The following is a 16,423-nucleotide window of genomic DNA, read 5'->3' as shown; positions in this document are numbered from 1 at the left end:
GTTTCTATAATCTGGGGCCTTATCAAACGCAGATCAAGAAGCTGATCTTACTGAACAATTCCTGCAAACAGATCCGCCGGGGCCATCGGGCGGCCAAAATAATAGCCCTGGATTTCATCCACACCGTATTTCTGAAGCCGCAGGGCCACATCGAGTGTTTCCACCCCTTCTGCAATCACTTTCAGTCCCAGCTTATGGGCAATATTCACAGTCCATTCGACAAATGAATCATCGATCACCTCTGTCATCATCCGCGAAACCAGCCCGTGATCCAGTTTGATCCCGGTATAAAAATTATAGCGCAGCAGCTGAATCGAATTATTTCCCGTGCCAAAATCATCAATCAGCAAGTGCACCCCCTGCTCTTTCAAATAGCGGGCATTGCGAATGAAAGGTTCGGACAAAACCTTGGCATTATGTTCGGTAATCTCAAATTCCAGCTCGATATTGATCTGGCGAAATGCAGCCACCCGTTGCAGCAAAAACTGAACAAAATCCATATTGCTAAGGGAATAGGGCGAACAATTTACCGATATGCGTGCCGGATAGCCCAGTTTGGGCTGAATATCGGCTGCTGATTGTTCCAACAGCCTTAAAACATTCGAGGTCAATTGATTGATCACCGGATGATCTTCACTAGCCCCGATAATTTCATCAAGACTGAAACGCTTTTGCAGCTCGCCAAACCGGCTAAGCACTTCGCCCCCGACAACACCGAAATCACGTGCGCACACACGCGGCTGCACCACGATCTGATGGTGGTTTTTTTCAATTTCCCCGGTCACAACCGCCGAAGTAATCAGGCGTCTGCGCCCGCAGGGCAACGGCGATGCAATGCTGTCATTCAGGGCTTCGCGCAAGACCGAGGGCGAAACCGGTTTGGCCAGAACCCGGCTGACCATCCCCCGGTTAATGGCATCGCGCAGCGACACCGACGACACATTGCCCGACAGCAACATCCGCGGAACGGAAGGTGCCAGCGCACAGGCCTTTTGCAAAAACTCGATCCCGTCCATTTCCGGCATCATCAGGTCGGCGATAACCGCATCGACCATTCCCTGATTTTTCGACAACCATTCAATCGCCGCAACCGCCGAACTGTTGGTCACCAGATTGAAACTGCAGCCCAATGTCCGACGGACCGACGACAACAACATTTCGTCGTCATCAACCATCAGAATGGTCGGGCGAAAATTACGAGCGGCTAATTCCATCGAAGCGGTCATCCGGTTGCAGAAAGTGAACTATCCCTGTCAAAAACCGGCACAACACAGCATGGTTGCAAACCGGCCCGAAGAACGGATAGGCTTTGTTAACCGGAAAGATACGCCAGGGTACGACCTGCGCCATATCCCCAAACGAGGAGGGATTTCATGAAAATGGCAATTTCGGGCGTCAAAGTGGCGTTTGTCGATGACGATGACAACTTGCTAGCCGCCCATCGGCGTAGTTTGCGTGGCATGTCGCTGGACTGGGAGGCGCTGTTTTTTAACCAGCCCCAACACGCCCTGGAGGCCATTTCAACCGATAACAGTATCGAAGCCGCCATCCTTGATATTCATATGCCGGTTATGACCGGGCTGGAACTGGCGGCAAAATTGCGCCAGGCGCGTCCTGATCTGATCATCATCATGCTTACCGGCTATGCCGACCTTGAATCCGCGCTGGAAGCGGTTAACGAACATGGCGTATACCGGTTTTATCCCAAACCCACGCCAATGCGCACCTTGCTCGATGGCATCGCAAGTGCCGTTGCCAAAAATCGCGGCGCACAAACGCAAATTCCACCGGCCTTTCTTGATATTTTTAATCTGGGCCTGATCGCCACCGACCTTGACCTGATCGTGCGGCACATGAATTCACAGGCGGCCGAACTGGTGCGCCGCTGCCCGCTTCTTCATGTGCTGGCCGATAATCGGCTGGTGCTGGAACGCGCGCCGGAAAACCTTGATAAATTCCTCCATCCGCCCAAAGGGCAATCCGCCCCGCAGCAAAAGGGCTTTGCCCTTGAAGCCGATGACATAACGGTATCGATTTTTTTGCGCCGGGTGTCTGAACAAAATGGTGAAAAGCCCGGATTTGTTTTTGTTCTGGTCGAACCGGAAAGCATCGGCCCGCCCTCGGTCGATGATCTGATGGATGTGTTTGGCTTAACCCGGTCCGAAGCACGCCTGACCCAAAAGCTGACCGAAGGCATGGCGCTGGATCAGGCATCGGAAATCATTGGCATTTCGGTGCAATCTGCCCGAACCTACTTAAAGGCCATTTTCGTCAAAACCGGGGTCAATCGCCAGCCCCAGCTTCTAAAAACGGTCTTTTCCAGCATTCCCTCGCTGCGAAAATAGGGTTTCTTGCTGTTTATAATCGCAATACCGGCCGCACTTCAGGGGTGGCGGGATAAATGGCGCGGTGGCAAAGCCGCCCGCCATTGCTGTAAAAATATGTTCCGCTTGGCCTGATCTAACCCAACCATCAAGGCCGGAGTTAACGCAATCGGGCGTAATTCCTGCGGATCAGCCCCTTTGGCTTTGCCCACCAGCTGGGCCAGCCGGTCTGGCCCGTCAATCGGCGATAACAAACCGGCATCGCGGGCCAAAATCGCCCGGCCCGGCGGCGATAACATAAAATCGATAAAGGCCCGTGCCAAACCCGGTTGCTGCGCATCACGCGATATAAAGGCCGCCCGCGACATGATCAGGGTGTAATCGCTGGGCAAAACCAGCCCCACCCGGTCATCGCGGCCAATCCGCGACAGCGCATAAGACCCCAGCACATTATAACCCAGTAACAAGCGGCCATCGGCCACGCGTTCCAGAATTTCCCCGGTGCAACAAAAAAGCTGGGCCTCGTTTCGGCCCAACCCCTCCACCAGCCGGCCCCATGTGCTGGCCTGAATGGCATCCTGAAAGGCAAACAAATAGCCCACACCCGATGTTTCGATATCATAACTGCCAACCTTGGCCCGGAAGGTATCGCTTTCACGTAAAAGGTCGATCAAATCGAACCGGTTTTGTGGCGCTTTGCGATCGGCAAAAAACGCCTTGTTATATACCGTCACAGCGGGTTCATAAGTCAAACCAAACAGTTCATCACGCCATTTGGCCCAATCTGGCAAGCTTGCCCCCACGCGCGGCCCCGGCGACTGGGCACAGCCGTCATTGACCAGCTTTAATTGCTGGTCAATTGATGATGAAATAACCAGATCGCCCAAAAAACGGTTCTGGTCGCAGGCATGTTCTACCGCATTGTTCAGCTCGTTGGTGGTGAGTTCGTTATAGGTAATCAAAACATCGGGCCAGCGTTGCTGAAAGGCCTCGATCACGGGTGAGAAAATTACATAATCGGTGGTGCTTTGAATAACCAGCCGCCCCGATATATCGGCCGATACCGGAAAGTCATGGTCGCCCGCACTGGCCACATTCATTACGGTGGCGGCAATGCCCACCGCACTTCCAATTATTGCCGCCAATCCCCACAAACAGGTCTGCACCCGGCGTCCGGGGGCAAAAGCAGCCCTGCAATAATGCCAAACCGATTTTATCATGATGCTGTCACCGAAAATTCCAGCCCGATTTCAAAACCATCATCGGTACAGCGCCGCACCAGCACCGCGCCATGCGAAGATGCCACCGCCGATACAATTGACAATCCCAAACCGGCACTATCCGGGCCAATCCCGTTCGAGGCAAAGCGTTCGCCAATCCGGCACGAAATTTCCGGGCTGATACCCGCCCCCGTATCGCGCACCAGCAAACAGGCATGGCCGTTTTGGGCCGGTGTCACCACCAGGCTTACCGGCAACCCGCCGTGTTTAAGGGCGTTGTTCAGCAGGTTTTTAACCGCTTCGCGCAGGCTGATCGGGTCGCCTTTAATGGCAACCGGTTCGTCGGGCAATTCCACCTGAATAAATTCATCCGATACCGCGCGTATTTCGCGTTCTGCTTCTAACGCAATCCGCCGTAAATCCAGCTCCTGCGATACCGCCATATCGGCGCGGTGTGCAATCAGGGCGTGGCTTAACAACTGGTCCGCCAGCCGCCCCAGCCCGACGGTGCGTTCATGCAACCGCTTGTGCAGGCGCGCCAGAACAACCGGGTCGTCTTCGTCCAGCGCCAGTTGCAACTGGGCGCGCAACGCGGTAATCGGCGTGCGTATCTGGTGGGCGGCATCGGCAACAAAGTTTTGCATCGCTTCGATCCTCCGGTCCAGACGGCGCATGAAACGGTTAATCGCGGCCAGCAACACCGCCACCTCGGCCGGGGCGGCAATATCAATCGGCGACAGGTCATTGACATCGCGGTCCAAAATGGTGCGTTCCACCCGGGCGAGCGGGCGCAGGGCAATGCGCATAACAACAACAACCAGCAACAGCAAAACAATGCCCGCTGCAGCAATGGTTAAAACCGCCTGGGTGGTAATGCTGCGCGCCAATGCCACACGCTCGGTGGTGGTTTGCGCCACAATCACTTTCACATCACCGCTAACAAACCGCTCGGCCAGTTGGCGGCGCAACAAATAGGCCCGCACATCGGCCCCTTTATAGCGGGTATTATAGGTTTGATCGGCCCGGCCCTTGTCATCTTTGGGCAGGGGCAAATCCCCATATCCAGTCAGGGTTTTGCCGTCCGGCCCGATGATGCGATAAAAAATACGGTCGGTGCGCGCCAGCGACAGCAATTCAAAGGCCGACACTGGTAAATCAACATTGGCATGACCATCGGTAACCAAAATACGTTCGGCAATTTGCAAGGCCGCGCCGCGCAACAACCGGTCGAAGGTTTCGTCGGCGGCATCCTGACCATATTTATTGGCCGCAAAAATGGTTCCTAACAACACCACCGCCAAAATAACCGCCATCGCCATGCCCAAACGCACGGCAACCGATTGGCGCGGATTGGTGGAAGCGGGGACCAATGCCGGTTTCATCACGGTTTTTCAACCCGCCCGCCAGGTACCGCCTGATACCCCAGACCGCGTAATGTTCGGATCTCGAAGGTGGCGTCGGCCAGTTTGCGGCGCAACCGGGCAACATACACTTCCACCGCGTTTAACCCGGCTTCGCCGGTCAGGCCATAAAGGCGGGAATAAAGTTCTTCTTTTTGCAAAACCCGGTTCAGGTTCAACATAAAGGCTTCAAGTAAAATAAATTCGCGTCTTGTCAGCTCAATATCGGTTTCATCGACGCGCACGGAATGGGCGGCAAAATTACAATGCAAATTCCCCACCGACACCGTCGCCTCGTTGGCCCCGTGTTTGCGCCGGGTTACGGCACGCGCCCGGGCCTCAAGTTCGCGCAGATCAAACGGCTTGACCAGATAATCATCGGCACCAAAATCCAGCGCGTCAATTTTATCATCAACCTGCAACCGCGCGGTCAGCACCAGAACCGGCACGCCGTTTTTAGCAGCCCGCAGCTTTTTTAAAAAATCCAGCCCCGACCCGTCAGGCAAATTGATATCGAGAATGACCAGATCATAGGTTTCCAGCCCCAAAAAATGCGCTGCATCTTCCAGGGTTGCCGCCGCCTCGCACACATGCCCCTGTCGCGAGAAATGCGAAAGGATGGCGTCGGCCACATCTTCGGTATCCTCGACAATCAGTATTCTCAAACCGTTACTCCCGGAATTTTTCTGATGACAGGTTGGTGAAAGGTTCGCCCGCTACTCTCATATATACCGTCGTACCAAAAAGGTGCGAATAGAAACTGGGAGGAAGAACCATGAGAAAGATCGCCGCACTTGGCGCCGCAACTGTGTTTGCTGCACTTTCCTTTACATCATCGGCATTTGCCTTTGAACCGTCCAAGCCCGAATGTATTGCCCCGGCCAATGCTGGTGGCGGCTGGGATTTTACCTGCCGTCAGATCGGCAAGACCCTTTATGACCTTAAAACCATCGGCAGCCCGATGCAGGTTGTTAACCTGGCAGGCGGCGGCGGCGGTGTTGCCTATGCTGAAGTCGTTGCCAAGCGCAATGACGACAACGACCTGATCGTTGCGGCATCATCGGCAACCACCACCCGTTTGGCCCAGGGGGCTTTCCCCGGTTCGACGATGGATCAGGTTCGCTGGATCGGCACCATTGGCGCTGACTATGGTGTGATCGCTGTTTCCAAAGATTCCGACATCAAAACCCTGCCGGAACTTTTCAAACGCGTTAAAGAAAACCCGCGCGGCATTGCTTTTGCAGGCGGTTCAGCCGTTGGCGGCTGGGACCACCTTAAAGTTCTGATCGCGGCAAAAGCGGCTGGCATTTCCGATGCCCGCGCCGTGAAATACATCGCGTTTGAAGGCGGCGGCGAAGCCGTCACCCAGCTTCTGGGCGGCCATGTTCAGGCATTCACCGGCGACATTTCCGAAGCCAAAGGCTTTGTTGATTCAGGTGATCTGAAAATTCTTGCTGTTCTGGCTGACGAACGTCTGCCGGGCGAAGAATTCAACAAATTCCCGACGGCCAAAGAACAGGGTATCGATGCTGTTGGTGCAAACTGGCGTGGTTTTTATGCCCCCAAAGGCATGAGCGATGAAGCATATGACTATTGGGTCAATGCCATCAAAACCACCTATGCCAGCGACGAGTGGAAAGAAGTCATGGCCAATAACGGTATGATGCCGTTGGAAAAATTCGGTCCGGATTTCGAAAAATTCGTTAGCGACCAGATCTCGTCGACCCAGACTCTCAGCCGCGAAATCGGTCTGATCAAGTAACGATCGCCCTCCTGTAGCGCCGCATCCCGCCGGGGTGCGGCGCTCTCTTCATTTTGGAGAAGAGCCATGAGTGACAGAGCCCTGGGCGTTGCCTGCCTTTTGCTATCTGCATTCTATATTTTCATGGCAACCCAGATTCAGACCAGCTTCATTACCGATTACCTGGGACCGAAATTTTTCCCGATTCTGATTGGTGTTTTGCTGGCGATCTCCGCCATTTTCCCGATCCTTAAACCGGATCCCGAGCCAGATTGGCCCGGTGCTGCGCGCATGATCGAAATCGTGTTCGCCGTCGCTGTCATGGTTGCTTACACCTATGCACTGCCGGTGGTTGGTTTTGTTCTGTCGACTGCGATCACCTCAGGCCTGTTAAGCTGGCGCCTTGGGGCAAAGCCCCTTTCTGCCGCTATGGCCGGTGTTTCGATCTCCGTGGGCATTTACGTCGTGTTCCACCTTATTCTTCAACTCTCGCTGGCCCGCGGGCCCTGGGGGTTCTGATATGGATGTATTCTCACAACTCGCCGACGGTTTCGCCGTTGCGCTGACGTTCCAAAACCTCGCACTTGCGCTGGTGGGCTGTTTTCTTGGCACCATCATCGGTGCCCTGCCCGGCCTTGGCCCGTCCAATGGTGTCGCCATCCTCATTCCGGTGGCCTTCACCCTTGGCCTTCCGGCAACCCCGGCGCTGATTTTGCTGACATCGGTTTATTACGGCGCCATGTATGGCGGGCGCATTTCATCGATCCTGCTTAACATTCCCGGTGATGAACCCGCCCTGATGACCACGCTCGACGGCTACCCGATGGCCCAAAAAGGCCAGGCGGGCGAAGCCCTGGCCCTGTCGGGGATCGCATCGTTTGTCGGCGCATTTTTCGCCACCTGGGGTCTGGTTTTTCTCGCCCCGCAGCTGGTCAAGGTTGCCTTGCTGTTTGGCCCGGCTGAATATTTTGCCCTGTTTGCGCTGGCCTTTGCCACTCTTGGCGGCGTTGCCTCGCAAAACCAGGCCAAAGCGGTTATTGCCGCCATGATCGGCCTTGCCATTGCCATGGTCGGTGTTGACCACCAAACCGGCGTGCCACGCATGACCTTTGGCAATATCCACCTGTACGAAGGCATTGATTTCCTTGTTGCCATCGTTGGCCTGTTTGCCATTTCCGAGGTTTTGCTGTTTTTAGAACACAAAACCGGGGCTGCACCGTCTGTGCAAACCCAGAAACTGGCACGGGTAACTGCACCGTGGTCGATGCTGAAAAGCACATCGGGGGCCATGGGGCGCAGCACGATTATCGGCTTTCTGGCCGGTGTCCTGCCCGGTGCCGGGGCCTCGCTGGGCTCGTTCGTTTCCTATACCGTTGAAAAGAAAATCAGCGACAAGGACGGCACCTTTGGCAAAGGCGACCCGCGCGGTGTTGCCGCCCCCGAAGCGGGCAACAATGCCGCTGCTGGCGGCGCACTGGTGCCGATGCTGGCCCTTGGGGTTCCGGGTTCGGGTACCACGGCGGTTTTGCTTGCCATGCTGATGGCGCTTAACATTACGCCAGGTCCGCTGTTGTTTACCCAGCGCCCCGACGTTGTCTGGGGCCTGATTGCCGCCCTGTTTATCGGCAATATCATGCTTCTGTGCCTGAATATTCCGATGGTCGGGTTGTTTGTTCGGGTTCTGCGCGTTCCCAGCAAATATCTGATGCCTGCGGTCACCATGATTTCGTTTGTCGGCATTTATGGCATTTCGGGATCGACCTTTGATCTTCTGATGATGATCATTTTCGGGGTCATCGGCTATATCCTGCGCAAGATGAATATTCCGACAGTGCCAATCATTCTTGGTATCTTGCTGGGCAATGAAATGGAAAAGAACCTGCGTCGCGCGCTGGAAATTTCCAATGGCGATGTCAACACACTCTGGGGATCGCCTTTGACGATCGCCATCTGGGTGCTGGCCATCGTCGGCTTTATTGCGCCGTTTGTTTTCGGTCGCTTCTTGCGTCCGAAAAAAGACCCGACGGTCGCCCCTTAAACCGGGAACATCAAAGGGCCGGGTTCGCCATGCGGACCCGGCCCTTTTTTTGTCCGTTTTTTAGCTGGCGGCCCGTTTCACTTGCCCGTATTTAAGGGCAATTATCCTTTTTCACCCATTGTGCAGCCCCCGTCCGGACAATCGCCCATGCCCGCAAAAACCAATGCCTTTCTTGCCAGTCTGACGCCGCGCTTTTTCAAGCTTCTGTTTACCGGGCTGTTGATTGGCATGGTGGGCGGGCTATGCGCACATTTCATTGGCATGCCGCTGGCATGGATGATGGGGCCAATGCTGGCAACCTTCATTTTTGCCCTGCTGCGCGTGCCCATGGCGATTCCGATGAAATTTCGCGCCATGATTCTGGGGGTGATCGGGGTATTTCTGGGCGCATCCTTCACCCCCGACACCATCAATCAGGCAGCACGCTGGCCGATTAGCATGATCGCCGTCCTGCTTTATGTGCCGATCATTACCGCCGTTATTACATGGTTTTACGCCAAAGTGGCCCGGCTGGACCCGGCCACCGCCCTGTTTTCGGCCACACCGGGTGGGCTAACACCGATGGTGGTTTTAGGGGCGGCATCGGGTGGCAATGAACAGGAAATTGCCCTGACCCAAGGGTTGCGGGTATTGCTGCTGGTGATGTCGGCCCCCATGATTGTTCTTATGATTACCGGGGTTGTCGCCAATGGCCACGGGGAAGCAGCTGTTGTCATGTCACTTGAAGATGGCTTGCTGACGGCCTTTTGCGCCATTGTCACGGTGCTGATTTTTCGCCGCTTGCGCATTCCTGCCGCCGAAATGACCGGCGCGATGCTGGCAAGTGCCACCTTGCATGTCAGCGGTGTTGTGGATGGCAATTTGCCACAATGGCTGATGGATAGCAGCCTGTGGATTTTGGGCTCCGCCATCGGCAGCCGCTTTGCTGGCGTCAAACTGGCATTTCTCGCACGCCTTGCCGGTTATGCCGTGGCTGCAACAGTGGTTATTCTGGGCTTTACCGGGGTTGTTTCCTGGTTCGTCGCCCAATGGCTGGATCTGAATTTTATGGCGGTGTTACTGGCCTTTGCGCCTGGCGGGGTTGCCGAAATGTCGCTCATTGCGCTGGCCCTGAATATCGAACCCAGCTTTGTCGCCTTTCACCACATCGTCCGTATTTTTGAAATTGTACTGTTCGCACCCATGCTGGCGCGCTGGCTGCAAAAACGGCATCTGGCCAAAATTATTTCACACGACGAATAACAAGGCTCCCACGGCACCAATAGAAAAGTACCTGCACGGGGCGCTGGTGACACTTGCTATCGGAGTTTTAGCGGCTGCAGGCTTTAAAATCAGCTTATTCTTGAATATAGATTATAAGCGATATAGTATATAACCTATAAACAAGCAGGGAGCCGTCATGTGGACCATCGAGACAACCGATACCTTTGATGACTGGTTCAATGCTCTGGATGATACGGACCGCGCCAATGTCCTCGCATCAATGATCGTGCTTCGCGAACGTGGGCCAACGCTATCACGGCCATAAGCAGACACAGTAAACGGTTCTTCCTATCGCAATATGAAAGAGTTACGGATTCAAAGTAAGGGAGCCCCTGTTCGGGCGTTCTTTGCCTTTGACCCGGACCGAAAAGGAATAGTTCTTTGTGCGGGAAACAAGGCCGGTGACGAGAAACGGTTTTATAATGTGATGATTCCGATCGCAGATCGCGAGTTTGCAGCACATCTGGCAAAATTGAAAAAGGATTAGGCATTATGGCGAGAACGCTTGATCAAATACTGGCGAGTGAAAAGCCCGAAGTTGTTGCGAAAGCACAAAAGGCAGCAAGCGAAATGTTGCTTAACATTCATCTGGCCGAACTTCGCGAGCGCATGAATCTGACACAGGGCGATATTGCAGCCGCTTTGGGCATCAAGCAGCCGACTGTTTCCGATATGGAACAACCGGGACGTGACCTGCGGCTTTCGTCTCTCAAACGTTATGTCGAAGCATCTGGTGGCAAATTACGCCTTGATGTAGAGCTTCCCGACGGCACCCATTACGGGTTTTCTGTATAAAAACAGGCCTCAAGGCATTATCCACACAGCAGCCACTCAAACTGCTATGTCACGCAACTTTCCCTGCCGTACAACCGCCCGGCACGGATTACCACCAATCGCGTAGGAAAGCTCGGCCGGGCTGTCGATCTCCCAGACCACAAAATCGGCGACCTTGCCGGTTTCCAGCGTTCCGTGGCTATCGCCCCGGCCTAAAGCCCGCGCGCCATTGCGGGTAATCCCGGCCAATGCTTCTTCCGGGGTCATGCGAAACAAGGTGCAGGCCATATTCGCCATTAACAGCAAGGATAATGCGGGTGATGTGCCGGGGTTGCTATCGGTCGCAATGGCAATATCCACCCCGTGCTGGCGCAATAAATCAATCGGTGGCAATTTGGTTTCGCGCAAACAATAAAACGCCCCGGGCAGCAACACCGCCACCACCCCGGCCTGTGCCATTGCCGCCACACCATCCTTCGCCAGATATTCCAGATGGTCCGACGACAGGGCATGATAACCGGCGGCCAGAATGCTGCCTTTCTGATCACTTAACTGTTCGGCATGTAATTTGACCGGCAAATTATGGGCGCGTGCGGCTTCAAACACCTTGCGGGTTTGGTCGGTATTAAAGGCGATATTTTCACAAAACGCATCAACCGCATCGGCCAGCCCTTCGGCGGCAATGGCGGGCAGCATTTCCGAACAAACCAGATCAATATACCCATCGGCATCATCGGCATATTCCGGCGGCAGCGCATGGGCCCCCAAAAATGTTGTCACCACATCAACATTATTATCCCGGCCCAAACGCCGCGCGGCGCGCAACATTTTGGCTTCATCTTCGGTGCGCAAGCCATAGCCGGATTTGATCTCGATGGTGGTGACACCCTCGCGCAGCAAATTGTTTAGCCGTTTTTGCGCGCGTTTTACCAAATCATCTTCACTCGCCGCACGGGTTGCGGTGACCGACGACCGAATGCCCCCACCCGACCGGGCGATTTCTTCGTAACTGACGCCCTTCAAGCGTTTTTCAAATTCATCGGCCCGGTTGCCGCCATAAACAAGGTGAGTATGGCAATCGACCAGCCCCGGCGTTACCCATGCTCCGGCAAGATCGGTTACATGTGTTGCCAGTTTTTCGGGAATATCTGAAAGGTCGCTCATCAATCCCAGCCAGCATATTTTACCGTCCTGCACCGCGATTGCGCCATTGTGGATGGCACCATAAGGTTGCGTGAGGGCCGGGTTCATGGTGGCAAAATGGCCGTTGATCCAGATGTGATCCCACATGATGCTGTCCCTGTTTTGCGGTTGCGGCTGATTTTTATGTATAGACAATTAAATGCACCCTTCACCTGCTGGCGTCAAGGACGGTGCGCCATCCCCGATATGTTAAATACATAGCGGGGATGCGAAACATATCAGGCGAAACTGGGCAGCAAATCATCGACATAGCCATGAATGGCGGCTGACTTCAAAAGCGCCTTTACCGCTGCAATATCGGGGGCGAAATAGCGGTCCTTGTCATAAAACGCGGCCACCGCGCGCACCGATGCAATGACTTTTTCCAACGTATCGCTTGATGTCATCGGGCGGCGAAACTCTATCGCCTGGCAGGCAGCCAGCATTTCAATCGCGACAATGCCATTCACATTATCGGCAATATCGGCCAGACGACGGCCAGCAAAGGTTGCCATTGAAACATGGTCTTCCTGATTGGCCGATGTTGGCAGACTGTCAATCGATGCCGGATGCGCCAGGGTTTTGTTTTCCGATGCCAGCGCCGCCGCCGTCACCTGCGCGATCATGAAACCGGAATTTAAACCGCCATTATGGACCAGAAAAGCAGGCAAATCGACCATCGCCGGATCAATCAGCAGGGCAATGCGCCGTTCGGAAATTGCGCCAATTTCTGCTGCGGCAATCGCCAGAATATCGGCCGCAAAGGCAACCGGTTCGGCATGAAAATTCCCGCCCGACAAAATATCACCCTCGTCGGGGAAAATCAGCGGGTTATCCGTCACCGCATTGGCTTCGCGTTCCAAAATAGCGGCAGCATGGTTGATCTGGTCCAGACACGCCCCCATCACCTGGGGCTGGCAGCGCAATGAATAAGGGTCCTGCACCCGGTCGCAATCAACATGAGACCGGCGAATTTCGGAATCAGCCAGTAATTCGCGGTATTTGGCCGCCACGGCAATTTGTCCGGGCTGACGGCGCAGTTTATGAATGCGGGCATCAAACGGGGTATCGCTGCCCTTCGCCGCATCAACCGAGACCGAACCGGCCAAAACAGCAGATGCAAAATTATCCTCAATCGCAAACAGGCCAAACAGGGTCAGCGCGGTTGAAACCTGCGTGCCGTTTAACAAGGCCAAACCTTCCTTCGGGGCCAGCACCACGGCATCAACCCCGGCTTTGGCCAGGCCATCGATGGCGGAAATTACCTGGCCTTCGTGGCGGGCCTCGGCCTCGCCAATCAACGCCAGGCTCATATGCGCCAGCGGTGCCAGATCGCCCGATGCCCCGACCGACCCCTTGGCCGGAATCAGCGGGTAAATGCCATAATTAAACATCGCAATTAACGTATCAATCACAACCGGCCGCACCCCGGAATGCCCGGCGGCAAGGCTTGTGACCTTTAACGCCAATATCATCCGCACCACCGCATCAGACAGCGGATCCCCCGTGCCCGCACAATGCGATAACACCAGATTACGCTGCAAATCGCGCAGGCTTTCGGTATCAATCCGGGTTTTTGCCATCAGACCAAAGCCGGTATTGATGCCATAAACGCTTTCGCCACGTTTCAAGACGTCTTCCACCGTATTGGCCGCCACCAAAACGCGGTCGCGACAGGCATCGTCGATGCCAATTTGCACATTGCCAGCGGCGATTTTGCGCAATTGCGCCAAAGTCAGCTCACCGGGAACAAGTTTGATCATTTCCATGATTATTTCACCATCGGCAGGTTAAGGCCCTGTTCGCGGGCACAGTCAATTGCACTATCGTACCTAGCATCGGCATGACGCATCACACCGGTTGCCGGGTCATTCCATAAAACACGGTTCAGGCGGGCAGCAGCTTCATCACTGCCATCGGCGACAATGACCACCCCGGCATGTTGGGAAAACCCCATGCCAACACCGCCGCCATGATGCAACGAAACCCATGTTGCCCCGCCTGCGGTATTCAGCATGGCATTTAACAACGGCCAGTCCGACACAGCATCGGAGCCATCTTTCATCGCCTCGGTTTCGCGGTTGGGCGAGGCGACAGATCCACTATCCAAATGATCGCGGCCAATCACAATCGGTGCCTTCAGCTCACCGGTGCGGACCATTTCGTTAAAGGCCAGCCCCAGTTTATGGCGCAAGCCCAAGCCGACCCAGCAAATACGGGCGGGAAGCCCCTGAAACGAAATGCGTTCGCGCGCCATGTCGAGCCAGTTATGCAGGTTGGGGTCATCCGCGATAATTTCCTTCACCTTGGCATCGGTTTTATAAATATCTTCCGGGTCACCCGACAACGCCACCCAGCGAAACGGGCCAATGCCCCGGCAAAATAGCGGGCGGATATAGGCCGGAACAAACCCGGGGAAATCAAACGCGTTATCAACACCCGCTTCTTTCGCCATCTGGCGAATGTTATTGCCGTAATCAAAGGTGGGAATACCCATATCGGCAAAATCCAGCATCGCTTTCACCTGCTCTGCCATCGATTGTTTTGCCGCTGCCATAACCGCTTCCGGGTCTGTTTCGCGTTTGGCGTCCCATTGATCAAGGCCCCAGCCCGCTGGCAAATAGCCATTAAGCGGGTCATGGGCGCTGGTCTGGTCGGTTACCGCATCGGGACGAATGCCGCGACGGACCATTTCGGGGTAAATCTCGGCTGCATTGCCCAGCAAGCCAACCGACACAGCCCGGCCCTCACCGTGGGCCTTTTCCACAATCGCAAGCGCTTCATCAATGCTGTCAGCACGGGTGTCGACATAGCCAGTGCGCAGGCGAAAATCGATCCGCGAGGCGCGGCATTCCACCGCAATCATCGAGGCCCCGGCCATGGTCGCAGCCAAAGGCTGGGCCCCGCCCATACCGCCAAGGCCGCCGGTAAGAATCCATTTGCCTTTCAGGCTGCCGCCATAGGACTGCCGCCCCATTTCGACGAATGTTTCATAAGTGCCCTGGACAATGCCCTGACTGCCAATATAGATCCACGAGCCCGCCGTCATCTGGCCATACATCATCAGGCCCTTGCGATCGAGTTCGTTAAAATGTTCCCAGGTCGCCCAGTGCGGCACCAGATTTGAATTGGCAATCAGCACACGCGGGGCATTTTCATGGGTTTGAAACACCCCCACCGGCTTGCCCGACTGGATCAGCAAGGTCTGATCGGCCTCAAGCGCCTTCAGGCTGCGTTCAATGGCATCAAAACAGTCCCAATTGCGCGCGGCACGGCCAATGCCGCCATAAACTACCAGTTCCTCGGGCTTTTCGGCCACGTCAGGGTCCAGATTATTGCGCAACATACGCAGGGCGGCTTCGGACAACCAGTTTTTGCATGAAATCTCGCTGCCGCGCGGGGCGCGAATGATCCGGTCATTGGCTAATCGGTTCTGCTGGGGCATTCACCCTCTCCCTGAAGCAATATGTATATACAAATTTATAAATCCGCTTTGAGGTTTTTGGCAAGGAAAACCTGAATGCGGAAAAAACCGCCTGTTTCCGGCCAAATCAGTGCAATACCGCCCAATATTTGCCAGTGCGAATGTGGTTAAACATCTATACATTTAGCCACACCCTGCTTTGATGCTTGATTACAGGGCAGGTTTAACGATGATGCGAAACGAAACCCCGGCAAAAGGCGCGCCTTCCTTGACCCAAGACCAGCCCTCGATCCCCGTCCTGCCAAACGCCCATTTGGTGCTTGATGGCAATGGCCCGCTTTATGACCAGATCAAACGGGTGCTGGCGCGTAATGTCATTTCCGGGCATTGGGTTTCCGGGCAGCAAATTCCAACCGAAATGGAACTGGTGCGGGTGTTTCAGGCCTCGCGCATGACGGTCAACCGCGCCTTGCGCGAACTGGTGGCCGAAGGGGTTTTAACCCGCACCCGGGGGGCCGGCACCTATGTTGCCGATCGCAAGGGACAATCGCCGATATTGGAAATCCGCGCCATTGACCGCGATATTCGTGCCAGGGGCCACCGGCATGACAGCGACATTATCACCTATAACACCGTTGCTGCCGATGCGACGCTCGCCACCCGGTTTGGCCTGACACCGGGGGTACCGCTATGCCATTTCGTCTGCCTGCACCGTGAAGAAGACATTCCCGTCCAGATCGAGGATCGCTGGGTGAACCTGGCGGCCGCCCCGAACTTTGCCCGGCAGGATTTCAAGGATATTACAGCAGCGGCGTGGCTGCTGGCCAATGCGCCTTATTCAGATGCCCGGCATTTGATTGAAGCGATTGCTGCGGATAACAAAACCGCCAAATTGCTCGACATTGCTTATGGCGCACCGTGCCTGGTACTGCACCGTCGCACGTGGTTTCACGGCACCCCGATTACGGTGGCAAAATTTACCCATCCGGGCGAAAGCTATCAACTTGGCGGCCATTTTGCGCCACAGCATCCCAGCGACGGATAGCGAACGCATTTA

The 16,423-nt window shown here is 55.1% G+C and carries 16 protein-coding genes; 9 read left to right on the top strand and 7 right to left on the bottom strand.

Going from position 1 to position 16,423, the window contains the following annotated elements; genetic code table 11:
* Positions 1 to 47: 47 nt before the first annotated feature.
* Positions 48 to 1,214 (bottom strand): EAL domain-containing response regulator, encoded by a 1,167-nt coding sequence (locus TMES_RS01655; RefSeq protein ID WP_158091169.1) that lies wholly within the window; start codon positions 1,212 to 1,214, stop codon positions 48 to 50.
* A gap of 159 nt (positions 1,215 to 1,373) precedes the next feature.
* Here TMES_RS01655 and TMES_RS01650 point away from each other — a divergent pair, with 159 nt between their 5' ends.
* Positions 1,374 to 2,345, top strand: coding sequence for a DNA-binding response regulator (locus TMES_RS01650; RefSeq protein WP_245835162.1), 972 nt, complete (start codon positions 1,374 to 1,376; stop codon positions 2,343 to 2,345).
* A gap of 38 nt (positions 2,346 to 2,383) precedes the next feature.
* On the opposite strand, the gene TMES_RS01645 is transcribed toward TMES_RS01650, so the two are convergent.
* From TMES_RS01645 to TMES_RS01635, 3 genes are all read right to left on the bottom strand, one after another.
* Complete coding sequence (locus tag TMES_RS01645; RefSeq protein WP_158091168.1) at positions 2,384 to 3,469, bottom strand: ABC transporter substrate-binding protein; 1,086 nt, start codon at positions 3,467 to 3,469, stop codon at positions 2,384 to 2,386.
* A 71-nt stretch (positions 3,470 to 3,540) separates the two neighbouring features.
* Entirely contained in the window at positions 3,541 to 4,926 is a 1,386-nt protein-coding gene (locus TMES_RS01640) for a sensor histidine kinase (RefSeq protein WP_085578801.1), read from the bottom strand.
* Complete coding sequence (locus TMES_RS01635; RefSeq protein WP_085578799.1) at positions 4,926 to 5,609, bottom strand: response regulator; 684 nt, start codon at positions 5,607 to 5,609, stop codon at positions 4,926 to 4,928. Before TMES_RS01635 ends, TMES_RS01640 begins: the two co-directional genes overlap by 1 nt.
* 110 nt (positions 5,610 to 5,719) lie before the next feature.
* Between TMES_RS01635 and TMES_RS01630 the strand changes: the two genes are divergently transcribed.
* The 7 genes from TMES_RS01630 to TMES_RS01605 all read left to right on the top strand — a co-directional run bounded on the left by TMES_RS01630 (position 5,720) and on the right by TMES_RS01605 (position 10,781).
* The gene (locus tag TMES_RS01630) at positions 5,720 to 6,706 is read left to right on the top strand and encodes a Bug family tripartite tricarboxylate transporter substrate binding protein (RefSeq protein WP_085578797.1); all 987 of its coding nucleotides are present in this window, start codon (positions 5,720 to 5,722) and stop codon (positions 6,704 to 6,706) included.
* 66 nt (positions 6,707 to 6,772) lie between these two features.
* Positions 6,773 to 7,204, top strand: coding sequence for a tripartite tricarboxylate transporter TctB family protein (locus TMES_RS01625; protein WP_085578795.1), 432 nt, complete (start codon positions 6,773 to 6,775; stop codon positions 7,202 to 7,204).
* A gap of 1 nt (position 7,205) precedes the next feature.
* On the top strand, positions 7,206 to 8,723 hold the full coding sequence (locus TMES_RS01620; protein ID WP_085578793.1) for a tripartite tricarboxylate transporter permease: 1,518 nt from the start codon (positions 7,206 to 7,208) through the stop codon (positions 8,721 to 8,723).
* A gap of 147 nt (positions 8,724 to 8,870) precedes the next feature.
* Positions 8,871 to 9,965 (top strand): AbrB family transcriptional regulator, encoded by a 1,095-nt coding sequence (locus TMES_RS01615; protein WP_085578791.1) that lies wholly within the window; start codon positions 8,871 to 8,873, stop codon positions 9,963 to 9,965.
* Between the two features lie 157 nt (positions 9,966 to 10,122).
* Positions 10,123 to 10,251: a hypothetical protein gene (locus TMES_RS23445; protein WP_342746299.1), complete on the top strand. Its 129-nt coding sequence runs from the start codon at positions 10,123 to 10,125 to the stop codon at positions 10,249 to 10,251.
* Between the two features lie 33 nt (positions 10,252 to 10,284).
* Entirely contained in the window at positions 10,285 to 10,473 is a 189-nt protein-coding gene (locus TMES_RS23440; protein ID WP_342746298.1) for a type II toxin-antitoxin system RelE/ParE family toxin, read from the top strand.
* A 5-nt stretch (positions 10,474 to 10,478) separates the two neighbouring features.
* Complete coding sequence (locus TMES_RS01605) at positions 10,479 to 10,781, top strand: helix-turn-helix domain-containing protein (RefSeq protein WP_085578789.1); 303 nt, start codon at positions 10,479 to 10,481, stop codon at positions 10,779 to 10,781.
* Positions 10,782 to 10,817: 36 nt separating this feature from the next.
* Here the strand turns inward: TMES_RS01605 and hutI are convergent, their stop codons facing one another.
* From hutI to hutU, 3 genes are all read right to left on the bottom strand, one after another.
* Positions 10,818 to 12,050 carry an imidazolonepropionase gene (hutI, locus tag TMES_RS01600; RefSeq protein WP_143589504.1) on the bottom strand — a complete coding sequence of 411 codons (1,233 nt, stop codon included), beginning with the start codon at positions 12,048 to 12,050 and terminating at the stop codon, positions 10,818 to 10,820.
* 131 nt (positions 12,051 to 12,181) lie between these two features.
* Complete coding sequence (gene hutH / locus TMES_RS01595; protein WP_425444040.1) at positions 12,182 to 13,714, bottom strand: histidine ammonia-lyase; 1,533 nt, start codon at positions 13,712 to 13,714, stop codon at positions 12,182 to 12,184.
* Positions 13,714 to 15,387: a urocanate hydratase gene (gene hutU, locus TMES_RS01590; protein ID WP_085578785.1), complete on the bottom strand. Its 1,674-nt coding sequence runs from the start codon at positions 15,385 to 15,387 to the stop codon at positions 13,714 to 13,716. The genes hutH and hutU overlap by 1 nt, the downstream gene beginning before the upstream one ends.
* Positions 15,388 to 15,634: 247 nt before the next feature.
* Here hutU and hutC point away from each other — a divergent pair, with 247 nt between their 5' ends.
* Positions 15,635 to 16,411 carry a histidine utilization transcriptional repressor HutC gene (hutC, locus tag TMES_RS01585; protein ID WP_158091167.1) on the top strand — a complete coding sequence of 259 codons (777 nt, stop codon included), beginning with the start codon at positions 15,635 to 15,637 and terminating at the stop codon, positions 16,409 to 16,411.
* Positions 16,412 to 16,423: the final 12 nt, after the last annotated feature.

The sequence above is a fragment of the Thalassospira mesophila genome, from assembly GCF_002115755.1.
Lineage (GTDB): Bacteria > Pseudomonadota > Alphaproteobacteria > Rhodospirillales > Thalassospiraceae > Thalassospira > Thalassospira mesophila.
This window is presented reverse-complemented; position numbering and strand designations above follow the sequence as displayed.